This window comes from Streptomyces sp. NPDC005722, assembly GCF_040630935.1.
In the GTDB taxonomy this organism is placed as follows: domain Bacteria; phylum Actinomycetota; class Actinomycetes; order Streptomycetales; family Streptomycetaceae; genus Actinacidiphila.
Genome location: NZ_JBEXYN010000008.1, coordinates 232319 through 244818 on the forward strand (window position 1 = coordinate 232319; position 12500 = coordinate 244818).

Consider the following 12500-nt stretch of genomic DNA (forward strand, 5'->3'; position numbering starts at 1 on the left):
CCCATGACCACCCACGCCACCCTCGCCCCCTCCGCCACGGCGCCCGCCACCGGTCTCCCCTCCGGTGCCCGGCGCGCCGCGGCCCGCAAGGCGGCGCTCCACTGGATCGCGGTGCACGCCCTCGGCATCGCCGCCGCGCTCTTCTTCGTCCTGCCGTTCGTCTTCGTCTTCCTCACCGCGGTGATGAGCGACAGCCAGGCCCTCACCCGCGACCTGTGGCCCAGGACCTGGGAGTGGGGCAACTTCGGCACCGTCTGGGACACCCCCGGCTTCCTCACCTGGTGGCGCAACACCCTGCTCTACGCGGGCCTGGGGACCGTACTCACCGTCGTCTCCAGCACGCCGGTCGCCTATGCGCTCGCCAAGTTCCGCTTCCGCGGGCGGAACCTGTCGATGATGCTCGTGATCTCCACGATGATGCTGCCCCCGCAGGTCGTCATCGTGCCCATGTACCTGTTCTGGGCGAAGCAGCTGCACCTGTCGGGCACGCTGTGGCCGCTGATCATCCCGATGGCCTTCGGCGACGCGTTCACCATCTTCCTGCTGCGGCAGTTCCTGCTGACCATCCCCAAGGAGTACACGGACGCGGCCCGGGTCGACGGCTGCGGCGAACTGCGCACCATGCTGCGCGTCGTCCTGCCGATGGCGAAGCCGGCCATCGCGGCCGTGGCGCTGTTCCAGTTCTTCTACTGCTGGAACGACTACTTCGGCCCGCAGATCTACGCGAGCGAGAATCCGGCGGCCTGGACCCTCAGCTACGGCCTGGAGTCCTTCAAGGGCGCCCACCACACCAACTGGAACCTGACGATGGCCGCGACGGTGCTGGTCATGGCACCCGTGATCGTCGTCTTCTTCTTCGCGCAAAAGGCCTTCATCGAAGGCGTGACGTTGACGGGAGTCAAGGGATGAAGCTGGCGGTCGTGGGCGGCGGGTCCACGTACACCCCGGAACTCATCGACGGGTTCGCCCGGTTGCGGGAGACCCTGCCGGTCGAGGAGCTGGTCCTGGTCGACCCCGCCGAGGACCGGCTGCGGCTGGTCGGCGGGCTCGCCCGGCGGATCTTCGCCCGGCAGGGCCACCCCGGCACCGTGACCACCACCTCCGACCTGGACGCGGGCGTGGCCGGGGCCGACGCCGTACTGCTGCAGCTGCGCGTCGGCGGCCAGGCCGCCCGGGCGCAGGACGAGGCCTGGCCGCTGGAGTGCGGCTGCGTCGGCCAGGAGACCACCGGCGCGGGCGGCCTCGCCAAGGCGCTGCGCACGGTGCCGGTGGTGCTGGACATCGCCGAGCGGGTGCGCCGGGCCGCCCCCGACGCCTGGATCATCGACTTCACCAACCCGGTCGGCATCGTCACGCGTGCCCTGCTGCAGGCCGGCCACAAGGCCGTCGGGCTGTGCAACGTCGCCATCGGCTTCCAGCGCAGGTTCGCCGGGCTGCTCGGCGTGACGCCCGAGCAGGTCCACCTCGACCACGTGGGCCTCAACCACCTCACCTGGGAGCGCGGCGTCCGCATCGGCGGCCCCGAGGGCGAGGACGTCCTGCCGAAGCTGCTCGCCGAGCACGGCGACGGCATCGCCGGCGACCTCCACCTGCCCCGCGCGCTGCTGGACCGGCTCGGTGTGGTGCCCTCGTACTACCTGCGGTACTACTACGCCCACGACGAGGTCGTGCGGGAGATGCGGGACAAGCCCTCCCGGGCCGCCGAGGTGGCCGCCATCGAGGCCGAACTGCTGGAGATGTACGGGGACGAGACCCTCGACGAGAAGCCGGAGCTGCTCTCCCGGCGCGGCGGGGCCTACTACTCCGAGGCCGCCGTGGCGCTCGCCTCCTCCCTGTTGCGGGACACCGGCGACGTCCAGGTCGTCAACACCCGCAACGACGGCACCCTGCCCTTCCTCCCCGACGACGCCGTCATCGAGGTGCCGGCCACCGTGGACGCGAACGGGACGCACCCGCTGCCCGTCCCGCCCCTGGACCCGCTGTTCGGCGGCCTGGTCGCCAACGTCACCGGTTACGAGGACCTGGCTCTGACCGCCGCCGTGCACGGTGGCCGCGACCGGGTCTTCAAGGCCCTGCTGTCGCACCCCCTCGTCGGCCAGTACGAGTACGCCGAGGCCCTGACCGACCGTCTGATCGCGCACAACCGGGAGCACCTCGCGTGGGCCTGAACCCTCTCGTCCCCGACGGCGTGCTCGCCGTCGACGCGGGCAACAGCAAGACCGACGTGGCCCTGGTCGCCGCCGACGGGACGGTGCTCGGCACCGCCCGCGGCGGCGGGTTCCAGCCGCAGGTCGTCGGCACCGAGACGGCGGTCGAGGTGATCGCGCGGATCGTGGAGCGTGCCGCGGACGCCGCGGGCCTGTCCCCGCGGTCCGGCGCGCCGCTGGTGCGGCACGTCTCCGCGTGCCTGGCCAACGCCGACCTGCCCGTCGAGGAGCAGCAGCTCGAACTCGCCGTCCACGCCCGCGGCTGGGGGGAGGACACCCGCGTCGCCAACGACACCTTCGCCCTGCTGCGCGCGGGCGTCGACGAGCCGCGCGGGGTCGCCGTGGTGTGCGGCGCGGGCATCAACTGCGCGGGCATGCTCCCGGACGGCCGTACCGCCCGCTTCCCGGCGATCGGCCACCTCTCCGGCGACTGGGGCGGCGGGGCGGGCCTGGCCGACGAGGCCCTGTGGTGGGCGGCGCGCGCCGAGGACGGCCGCGGCGGCTCCACCGCGCTCGCCACGACGCTGCCCGGGCACTTCGGGCTGACCTCGATGTACGCCCTGATCGAGGCCCTCCACCTGGGCCGTGTCGCGGTCTCCCGCAAGCACGAGCTGACCCCGGTGCTCTTCGCCACCGCGCAGGACGGTGACCCGGTCGCGCGGGCGATCGTGGAGCGGCAGGCCGAGGAGATCGTGGTCATGGCCACGGTCGCGCTGCGCCGGCTCGGCCTCCTCGACGAGGAGACCGACGTCGTCCTCGGCGGGGGTGTGCTGGCCGCCCGTCACCCCCTGCTGATGGACTCCGTGACCTCCCTGCTGGCCGCTGCGGCGCCCAAGGCCGTACCCCGGGTGGTCACCTCGCCGCCGGTGCTGGGTGCCGCCCTGCTGGGCCTGGACCGCACGGGCGCGGCCGCCGAGGCGCACGCGCGGCTGCGGGCGCACTACGCATCGGTGGGCTCCGTGTCGTGACCGGCGCGCACGCCGGGGGAACCGAACACGCTCCCCCGTGCGTGGTGAGCTGCGAGGGGGCGGCGCGCGGGGGGACCCACGGGCGGCAGTCGGACCGTGTCGGACGGCAAGATCCACGCAATCCGTGGGTGGATGTCTGTGACGACGGTCATACTGCTGGTCATGGGCTCGTCGCGCGTACGCGCGGGCGAACGGGTCGGGGGGAGGGCCGGCAGGTGACACGGACGCCGATGGAGACGGAGTCGCCGACCGTGCGGGTGGACACGCCCGCACCCGGTGGCAGGCGACCGCGGGCGTGGGTGGAGCGACCACGCGCGTGGCGCGCCGCGGCCACCACGGAACCGGGCAGGCTGCGCGTCATCGGGGTGCTGCTGGCCCTGTGCGTGGTGGCGTTCGGCGCGGTGACGGCGTGGCAGATCACCGAGCGCTCGGCCGCGGCCGACGACGTGATCCACCACAGCGGGCCGCTGAGCGCGCGTGCCGCGGACATCTACCGCTCGCTCGCCGACGCGGACGCCACCGCCGCCGGCGGTTTCCTGGCCGGGGGCGACGATCCCGCGCAGGACCGCGAGCGGTACGCCCGGGACATCCGTACGGCCTCGCGGAACATCGCCGAGGCGGCGGCCAGTTCCGAGGACTCCGCCCAGGCGCGGGAACGCCTGGAGCGGCTGAACCAGCGGCTGTCGGTGTACACCGGGCTGGTCGAGCGGGCCCGGGCCAACAACCGCCAGGGCTTCCCGGTCGGCGGGGCGTACCTGCGGCGCGCCAACAAGATGATGAGCGAGGAGATCCTCCCCGACGCCAAGCAGCTGTGGACGATCGAGACCGAGCGGCTGGGCGAGGACTACGCGGACGCCAAGGTGCTGCCGCTGGCCGCCTGGGCGCTGGGCGTCGTGGCGCTGGCCGCGCTGGTGTGGGCGCAGCGGCGTTCGTACCGGCGCACGCAGCGGGTGTTCAACCCGGGCATGGTGGCGGGCACGGTGGCCACCGCCGTCGTCCTGCTGTGGCTGGTCGCCGGGCACGGTGTCGCCCGCGCGAAGCTCGACGACTCCTACGCGCACGGGGCGCAGTCGCTGCAGATCCTCAACGAGGCCCGGATCCAGACCCTGCAGGCCCGGGGCAACGAGAACCTGACGCTCGTGGCCCGCGGCAGCGGGGACGCCTACAGCGCGGCGTACGACAAGCAACTGCAGGGCCTGGCGGGCACGGACGCCGACGGGCGGACGGGCCTGCTGGCGCAGGCGCTCGGCCTGGCCGACGACGACCGTGGCCGCGAGAGCGTCACCTCCGCCATGGAGGCCGCGAAGGCCTGGTGGGGGCTGCACTCGGAGGCCCGTGAGAAGGACGACGAGGGCAACTACCTGGACGCCGTGGCCCAGACGATCGGCGGCACGTACGAGGACGGCGGGCGGCCCGAGCAGTACACCGGCTTCTGCTTCGACCAGGTGGACACCGATCTCGCCCGTGCCGTCGCGCACGAGCAGCAGGAGTTCGAACAGGCCGCCGCCGACGGGCGCGGCGCGCTGGGCGGTTTGGTGCCGGGGGCCGCGCTGCTGGCGGTGCTGGGCGCCGCGGGCGCGGTGCTCGGCATCGGGCGCCGGCTTTCGGAGTACCGGTGAGCGGGGGGAGGCCGCCGATGGGACGCGAGGGACACAGGCAGCGCCGGTGGCGCGGGCGGGGCTGGGGTGCCGTGGTCTCGGCGGCCCTGGTGGCCGCCGTCGCGGCCGCCGCCGCCGTGCTGCCGCCGAAGGAGGACGCGGGCCGGGACGGCCGGCCGGAGGCCGGGACGACGGCCGCCGGGAGCCCCGCCGCGGCGCCGGGGAAGGCCGCGGCCGACGACGACTGCGGCGGCCACCCGGAGGCGAGCCTGCGGCCGTCCTCCACGAGCGGTCCCGCGGTCGAGCGGATCCGCAAGCGCGGCAAGCTGGTCGTCGGGGTCGACCAGAACAGCTACCGCTGGAGCTACCGCGACCCGGCCTCCCGGAAGATCGTCGGCTTCGACATCGACCTGGCCAAGGCCATCGCCGAGGACATCCTCGGCGACGAGGACGCCATCCTGTACAGGACCGTGCCGACCGCCAAGCGCTTCGACGCCGTCAACAACCGCGACGTGGACCTGCTGGTGCGGACCGTGAGCATCACCTGCGAGCGGATCACGGAGCGGCACATCGCCTTCTCCACGGCCTACTTCGAGGCGGGGCAGCAACTGCTGGTCCCCCGTCAGGGTTCGGCGATCAAGGGGTTCGACTCCTCCGCGCGGGGGAAACGGATCTGCGTCGCCCAGGGCAGCACCGCCCAGGCCGAGCTGGAGAAGGAGAAGGAGCGGCTGCGGCCGCGCGTCCTCCTCGTGGCGAACCAGCTGGACTGCCTGGTGATGCTGCAACTCGGCGAGGCCGACGCCGTGTTCACCGACAACGCCCTCGCCGCCGGCCAGGCGGCGCAGGACCCGGCGGTGCGGCTGGTGGGCGAGCCGGTCACCACCGAGTACTACGGCGTGGCGATGAACGACCAGGACACCGACCTGGTGCGCCGGGTCAACAGGGTGCTGGAGGACTACCGCGGCGGCGGCGCGGACAGCCATTGGATGCGGGCGTACCGTACCTGGCTGGAAGCGGACCTCCCCGGCATCGAGGGGCCGCCGCAACCGCTCTACAAGGACTGACGGCAAGCACGGGGACCGGCTGGAGAGAAGGAAGGTGCGATGGCGGTCGCGGGACCATCCGGACCGGCGATGAGCCGTGAGGACGTCGACCGTGCCCTGGCACGGCTCGGTGACGAGCGGGACGCGATCGAGGCGTCCCTGCTCGCGCTGCAGGACCACTCCGGCCGCAGGCTGCTGGAGGGCGCGGAGCTCAGCGGTGCCACCAAGGAGCGCTGGGCCGCGGCCGAACAGGCCGTCGCCCTGCTGTGGGCGCACTTCGACACCTACACCGAGGCCCTGACGACCGCCCGGGGCCTGCGCGGCCGCCGCCGCTGGCCCACCCAGAGCGAACTGCGGGAGCTGACGGAGCTGCTGCGCGGCTCCGGGGTCACCGTCTCCGGCGGCGCCGTGCCGGAGGCGGCGCGCGGTCTGACCGGTCCGGCCCGGCTGAGCGAGCGGATCAGCCTGGAGCAGCTGCTGGCGCGGATGAACGCGTGGTACGCGCAGGTGATGGACGTGGTGTCGGCCGCCGACGCGGTGTGGTCGGCGCTGCCCGCCCGCATCGACCTGCTGGTCGCGGAGGCGCAGCGGGTGCGTTCGCTCGCGGAGTCCGTCGGCGTGCGCCCCGGCACCCACCCCTCGGGCGACGACCTCGCGGGGATGCTGGACGCGCTGGCGGCGCTGCGCGCCGAGGTGGTCTCCGACCCGCTCGCCTTCTGGTCCGCCGGCCGCCCCGACACCGGGCGCTACGACCGGGCGGGGCGGACGCTCGAGGACATACGGCGCGAGGTCGAGGCCGTGCTCCACGTCCGTGACGACGCCGACCACCGGCTGATGCGGCTGCGGGACGTCCTGTCGCGTGCCGACCGCACCCTCACCGAGGCGCGCAGCGCCCGGGTCGAGGTGCTCGCCAAGATCGCGGCCTCGGAGGTGCCCGCGGTCAGCGGCGCGCCGGTCGCGCTGCAGGACCAGCTCTCCGCCGCCGTCGACTTCCGCAGGACCGGCCAGTGGCACCGGCTCTCGCCGCTGCTGGACGGTCTCGAACAGCGCGCGGACGACGAGTTGCTGCGCGCGCGCGAGTCGCTGACCGCGGTCACCGCGCCGCTGGCCGTCCGTGCGGAGCTGCGCGGCCGGCTCGACGCCTACCGGGCGAAGGTGGCGCGCCACGGCATGGCGGAGGACCCGTTCCTGATGGAGCGGTACGACCACGCGCGGCGACTGCTGTGGAGCGCGCCGTGCGACCTGCGCGCGGCGGAGAACGCCGTGCTGCGCTACCAGCGGGCCGTCGCCGAACTGCTGGTGCCGGGGCAGGCGGAACCTGCCGACCACAGGGGGGATGCACGATGAACTGCCAGCGCCCGGGCTGCGACGGGACGATCGAGGACGTCGGCGGGGGTGAGCTGTTCTGCGACACGTGCGGCCTGGCGCCGCTCGGCGCCGCGGCGGGAACGGCCGCCGGCCGGGCCGGCGGAGGCGGCGGGGCCTCGTCGAGCCCCTCTCAGTCCTCACCGTCCTCACCGTCCTCACAGCCCTCGAACGCCGCCGCGAGCGGGCCGGGTTCCGGCTCCTCCTCGCGCTCCTCGCGGACCTCGGGCACGTCCCGCTCCTCACGCCGTTCGGTGTCCGGGCGGCTGTCGCGTTCGCTGAGCGGCGGCACGAGCGGCGCCGCCTCCGTCTCCGTGCGCAGTGCGCGCTCCGCCACCAGCGGGCCGACCCGGGGCAAGCTGGGCGCGGGCCTGGTGGCCGTACCGCCCATCCCCCGGCCCGACCCGGCCGCCGCGGTGCTGGCGGACCCGCAGGTCCCCGAGCGGAAGAGGTACTGCAGCAAGGGCGAGTGCGGGGCGCCGGTCGGACGCAGCCGGGGCGACCGCCCCGGACGCACCGAGGGCTTCTGCACCAAGTGCGGCCACCCGTACTCGTTCACGCCCAAGCTCCGGGCGGGCGACGTGGTGCACGGGCAGTACGAGGTGGTGGGCTGCCTGGCGCACGGCGGCCTGGGCTGGATCTACCTGGCCGTGGACCGGGCGGTCAGCGACCGCTGGGTGGTGCTCAAGGGCCTGCTCGACACCGGCGACGAGGACGCGCTGGCCGCGGCGGTCTCCGAACGCCGCTTCCTCGCCGAGATCGAGCACCCCAACATCGTGCGGATCTACAACTTCGTCGAGCACCTCGACCCGCGGGGCGGCACCCTCGACGGCTACATCGTCATGGAGTACGTCGGCGGCAAGTCCCTCAAGGAGATCGCCAACGACCGCCGGGGCGCCGACGGCAGACGCGAACCGCTCCCCGTCGACCAGGCCGTCGCCTACGCCATCGAAGCACTGGACGCCCTCGGTCACCTGCACAGCCGCAACCTGCTCTACTGCGACTTCAAGGTCGACAACGCCATCCAGACCGAGGACCGGCTGGAGCTCATCGACATGGGCGCCGTCCGCAGGATGGACGACCAGGACAGCCCGATCTACGGGACGGTCGGCTACCAGGCCCCCGAAGTGCCCGAGGTCGGCCCGTCCGTCGCCTCGGACCTGTACACGGTGGCGCGCACGCTGGCAGTGCTCACCTTCGACTTCCAGGGCTACACGAACGTGTTCGTGGACAGCCTTCCGGACCCGGACGGCATCGAGGTCTTCTCCCGCTACGAGTCCTTCTACCGGCTGCTGGTCCGCGCCACCGACCCGGACCCGGGCCGGCGCTTCGCCTCCGCGGAGGAGATGAGCGAGCAGTTGCTGGGGGTACTGCGCGAGGTCGTGGCCCTGGGCAGCGGCAAGCCGCGGCCCGCGCTGTCCACCCTGTTCGGGCCGGAACTGCGCGTGGTGGACACCGGGTTGCTGGCGCCCGCCGAGGACGCCTCCGCCCTGGGCGGCCGCGCCGCGAACGGCCGGCGCGGCGCCGTGCCGGCCCTGCCGGCGGGGGCCCCGGGGCCCGTCCTGCCCCCGTCGTCGGCGGCGCTGCCCGCCCCCGGCGGCTACGGCACCACCGCGCCGGACTCCCGGGTCACCGTGCCCGCCCAGCGGACCGCCCCGCCGGCCACGGCGGCCGGACCCGTCGTCTCGCCGCTCGACGTGCGGGCGGCGGCGCTCTCGCTGCCCGTGCCGCACGTCGACCCCGCCGACCCCAACGCCGGTTTCCTGGCCGGTCTCGCGGCGGCCGCCCCGTCCGAGCTGGTGGCCGCGCTCCAGGCGGCGCCGGTGCGGTCCCCGGAGCTGCGGCTGCGCACGGTGCGCGCCCGGCTCGACAGCGACGACGCCCGCGCGGCCGCAGAGGAGTTGCGCGCGCTGCAGGAGGAACATCCCGACGACTGGCGGGTGGTGTGGCACCGCGGCCTGGCCGCGCTCGTCACCCGCGACGACGCCACCGCCGCGCTGTCCTTCGACGCGGTCTACGACGCCTTCCCCGGCGAGCCCGCGCCCAAGCTGGCCCTGGGCGTGTGCGCCGAGGTGCTGGGCCAGCTCGACAACGCCGCCGAGTACTACCGCCTCGTGTGGACCACCGACCAGAGCTACGTGAGCGCGGCCTTCGGCCTGGCCCGCGTCCGGCTCGCCGCGGGCGACCGGGCCGGGGCGGTCGCCGCCCTGGAGTCGGTCCCCGAGTCCTCGATCCACTTCACGGCGGCGCGGGTGGCGGCGGTCCGCGCGCGGCTGCGCGGGCGCGCCCCGCAGGAACCGCTCCTGGACGACCTGCGGGCCGCGGCCCGGCAGGTGGAGGACCTGCAGCGGATGGGCCTGGACACCGGGCTGCGCGAGCAGTTGTCCACCGAGGTGCTGGGCTGCGCGCTGGACTGGGTGCTGGCGGGGCAGCAGGGCGCGGCCGGGGTGCCGGCCGCGCGATCCGCCACGCCCGGGCTCCTGGGCCGGGAGCTGGACGAACGGGGCCTGCGCTTCGGCCTGGAACACTCGTACCGGGTACTGGCCCGGCTCGCCGACCAGGGCCGCACAAGGATCGATCTGGTGGAGCGCGCCAACCGCCTCCGCCCCCGGACGTGGGTGTAACCGCCATGCCGCACGAGACCGTTTGCCCGGAGTGCAGCGAGCCTCTGGAACCCGACGACAAGTTCTGCGGCGTCTGCGGCGCCGACCTGTCCGCGCCCCGGCAACCGGACGCGTACGAACTGGCGCCGCCCGACCCCGCCTCGGCCGCCGCCGCCCCCGGACCGCCGGGCGGCGAGCCGGAGTCGTACGAGCTGGCCCCGCCGGGGGACAACGACACCCTCGCCTTCGGTCTGGGCACCGCCGACCTGCCCCGGGCGCGGATCACCGACCCGCGGCTGGACCCGGCGGCGGGCGCGTCGCCCGCCGCCTCCCCGCGGTGCGTGGCCTGCGGCATGGGCGAGGTCGACCCGGACGGCTACTGCGAGCACTGCGGGCACGCCCAGCCCCGGCCCCGCGACCACCAGGAGCAGGAGTGCGACGGCGTGGCCGCCGTGACCGACCGGGGCCTGCGGCACCACCGCAACGAGGACGCCTTCGCGCTGGCCACGACCGCGCTGCCCGACGGCACCCCGGCCGTCGTCGCCGTGGTCTGCGACGGGGTGTCCTCCGCGTACCGTCCGGACGACGCCTCCGAGACGGCCGCGGGCACCGCGAGCACCTCGCTCGTGCGTTCCCTGGCCCGTGGCGCCCGCCCCGACGAGGCGATGCGCGACGCGCTGCTCGTGGCCGCCCAGGCCGTGACGGACCTGGCGGCCGAGACACCCGAGGAGGAGGCCCGGCGCCACCACAACGCGCCCGCGTGCACCTGCGTCAGCGCGATCACCTCCGGCAAGACCTTCACCATCGGCTGGATCGGGGACAGCCGCGCCTACTGGATCCCCGACGACCGCTCCGCGCCCGCCTCCCGGCTGACCGAGGACGACTCCTGGGCCGAACGCATGGTGTCGATGGGCCTGATGACGCAGGCCGAGGCGTACGCGGACGAGCGGGCCCACGCCATCACCGGCTGGCTCGGCGCGGACGCCGTGGAACTGGACCCGCACACCGCTTCCTTCGAACCGGACGAACCGGGTGTAGTGGTGGTGTGCACCGACGGACTGTGGAACTACGCGGAGTCGGCCGCGGAGCTTGCCTCCGTGGTGCCCGAGGACGCCCGCAGCCGCCCGCTGCACTGCGCCCGCACCCTGGTCGGGGTCGCCATCGACGGCGGCGGCCACGACAACATCACCGTCGCCGTACTGCCGTTCCCGGCCGCGTGACCACTCCCTGATGCTCCCTTCCGAAGGTTGAACAAGCGCTAGGAGCGCACCCGATGGCCAACTTCTCCAAGTCGAACGTGCCGCAGTTCTCCGTCGACATCTACCAGAACGAGTTCCTCCCCGAGGGCGGGCGCGAGGTCAACGCGATCGTCACCGTGACCTCGACCGGCGGCGGCACCAGCGGCGGTCTGCCGCTGGCCACCCATGCGCCGGGTGACGTACCGGGCTCGGCGGCCGGGGCCGCCGTGGTGATCATGGTGGACTGCTCGGGCTCCATGGAGTACCCGCCGACCAAGATGCGCAGTGCCCGCGAGGCGACCGCCGCCGCCGTCGACACCATTCGCGACGGTGTCGCCTTCGCCGTGGTCGCCGGCACGCACCAGGCCAAGGAGGTCTACCCCGCGAACGGCGGCCTCGCCGTCGCCGACCCGGCCACCCGGCACCAGGCCAAGGAGGCGCTGCGCAGCCTGACTTCCGGCGGCGGCACCGCGATCGGCTCCTGGCTGCGCCTGGCGAACCGGCTGCTCGCCACGGCCGACGTGTCCATACGGCACGGCATCCTGCTCACCGACGGCCGCAACGAGCACGAGAAGCCGGAGCAGTTGCGCGCCGCGCTCGACTCCTGCGCCGGCCGCTTCACCTGCGACGCGCGCGGCGTGGGCACCGACTGGGAGGTCAAGGAGCTGACCGGCATCGCCTCCGCGCTGCTCGGCTCCGTCGACATCGTCGCCGACCCCTCCGGCCTGGAGGCCGACTTCCGGCAGATGATGGAGACCGCGATGGGCAAGGAGGTCGCCGACGTCGCCCTGCGCGTGTGGACCCCGCAGGGCGCGGAGATCCAGTACGTCAAGCAGGTCGCGCCGACCGTGGAGGACCTCACCGCCCGCCGCACCGAGGCCGGTCCGCGCGCCGGCGACTACCCGACGGGCTCCTGGGGCGACGAGTCGCGCGACTACCACGTCAACGTGGTGGTGCCCTCGGCCGGCGTCGGCCAGGAGATGCTGGCGGCCCGGATCTCCCTCGTCCTGCCCCAGCCGGACGGCACGCCGCGCGTGCTGGGCCAGGGGCTGGTGCGCGCGCTGTGGACGGACGACATGGCGGCCTCGACGCGGATCAACCCGCAGGTCGCCCACTACACCGGGCAGGCGGAGCTGGCCCAGGTCATCCAGCAGGGCCTGGAGGCCCGCAAGCAGGGCGACCTCGACTCGGCGACCGCCAAGCTCGGCCGTGCCGTGCAGCTGGCCAGCGCCTCCGGCAACGACGACACCGCCAAGCTGCTGGCCAAGGTCGTGGACGTGGTCGACGCGGTGACGGGTACTGTGCGGCTCAAGGCCCGGGTGGCCGACGCCGACGAGATGACCCTCGAGACACGTTCGACGAAGACCGTCCGTGTGAAGAAATAGAGCAGCGGGACTCAGAGGGGCGGAGGGGGAGAAAGCGACATGTCGACTTGCCCGAACGGTCACCGGTCCGAGACGGACGACTGGTGCGAGGTG

9 protein-coding genes are annotated in these 12500 nt (G+C 74.2%); all 9 read left to right on the top strand.

Annotated elements, in window-relative coordinates; all coding sequences use genetic code 11:
- The first annotated feature begins 3 nt into the window (after window positions 1-3).
- The 9 genes from ABZ479_RS13225 (at window position 4) to ABZ479_RS13265 (ending at window position 12407) form a co-directional block, all read left to right on the top strand.
- Window positions 4-909 (top strand): carbohydrate ABC transporter permease, encoded by a 906-nt coding sequence (locus ABZ479_RS13225; protein WP_500461660.1) that lies wholly within the window; start codon window positions 4-6, stop codon window positions 907-909.
- On the top strand, window positions 906-2168 hold the full coding sequence (locus ABZ479_RS13230; RefSeq protein WP_500461661.1) for a 6-phospho-beta-glucosidase: 1263 nt from the start codon (window positions 906-908) through the stop codon (window positions 2166-2168). Before ABZ479_RS13225 ends, ABZ479_RS13230 begins: the two co-directional genes overlap by 4 nt.
- Window positions 2159-3175, top strand: coding sequence for an N-acetylglucosamine kinase (locus tag ABZ479_RS13235; protein ID WP_500461662.1), 1017 nt, complete (start codon window positions 2159-2161; stop codon window positions 3173-3175). The genes ABZ479_RS13230 and ABZ479_RS13235 overlap by 10 nt, the downstream gene beginning before the upstream one ends.
- Window positions 3176-3474: 299 nt before the next feature.
- Window positions 3475-4794: a GlnX family signal transduction membrane protein gene (locus ABZ479_RS13240; protein ID WP_500461663.1), complete on the top strand. Its 1320-nt coding sequence runs from the start codon at window positions 3475-3477 to the stop codon at window positions 4792-4794.
- 17 nt (window positions 4795-4811) lie between these two features.
- The gene (locus ABZ479_RS13245; protein ID WP_500461664.1) at window positions 4812-5837 is read left to right on the top strand and encodes a glutamate ABC transporter substrate-binding protein; all 1026 of its coding nucleotides are present in this window, start codon (window positions 4812-4814) and stop codon (window positions 5835-5837) included.
- A 69-nt stretch (window positions 5838-5906) separates the two neighbouring features.
- Window positions 5907-7163 (top strand): hypothetical protein, encoded by a 1257-nt coding sequence (locus ABZ479_RS13250; RefSeq protein WP_500461665.1) that lies wholly within the window; start codon window positions 5907-5909, stop codon window positions 7161-7163.
- Entirely contained in the window at window positions 7160-9805 is a 2646-nt protein-coding gene (locus tag ABZ479_RS13255) for a serine/threonine-protein kinase (protein WP_500461666.1), read from the top strand. Before ABZ479_RS13250 ends, ABZ479_RS13255 begins: the two co-directional genes overlap by 4 nt.
- Window positions 9806-9810: 5 nt before the next feature.
- A complete protein-coding gene (locus ABZ479_RS13260) occupies window positions 9811-11004 on the top strand; it encodes a protein phosphatase 2C domain-containing protein (RefSeq protein WP_500461667.1) in 1194 nt (397 codons plus the stop codon).
- A 53-nt stretch (window positions 11005-11057) separates the two neighbouring features.
- Window positions 11058-12407: a vWA domain-containing protein gene (locus ABZ479_RS13265; RefSeq protein WP_500461668.1), complete on the top strand. Its 1350-nt coding sequence runs from the start codon at window positions 11058-11060 to the stop codon at window positions 12405-12407.
- Window positions 12408-12500 lie beyond the last annotated feature (93 nt).

Bases quoted from the DNA above. Each gene is read 5' to 3' on its own strand.
- ABZ479_RS13225 (WP_500461660.1), top strand. From the start codon at position 4: ATGACCACCCACGCCACCCTCGCCCCCTCCGCCACGGCGCCCGCCACC.
- ABZ479_RS13230 (WP_500461661.1), top strand. From the start codon at position 906: ATGAAGCTGGCGGTCGTGGGCGGCGGGTCCACGTACACCCCGGAACTC.
- ABZ479_RS13245 (WP_500461664.1), top strand. From the start codon at position 4,812: ATGGGACGCGAGGGACACAGGCAGCGCCGGTGGCGCGGGCGGGGCTGG.
- ABZ479_RS13250 (WP_500461665.1), top strand. From the start codon at position 5,907: ATGAGCCGTGAGGACGTCGACCGTGCCCTGGCACGGCTCGGTGACGAG.
- ABZ479_RS13255 (WP_500461666.1), top strand. From the start codon at position 7,160: ATGAACTGCCAGCGCCCGGGCTGCGACGGGACGATCGAGGACGTCGGC.
- ABZ479_RS13260 (WP_500461667.1), top strand. From the start codon at position 9,811: ATGCCGCACGAGACCGTTTGCCCGGAGTGCAGCGAGCCTCTGGAACCC.
- ABZ479_RS13265 (WP_500461668.1), top strand. From the start codon at position 11,058: ATGGCCAACTTCTCCAAGTCGAACGTGCCGCAGTTCTCCGTCGACATC.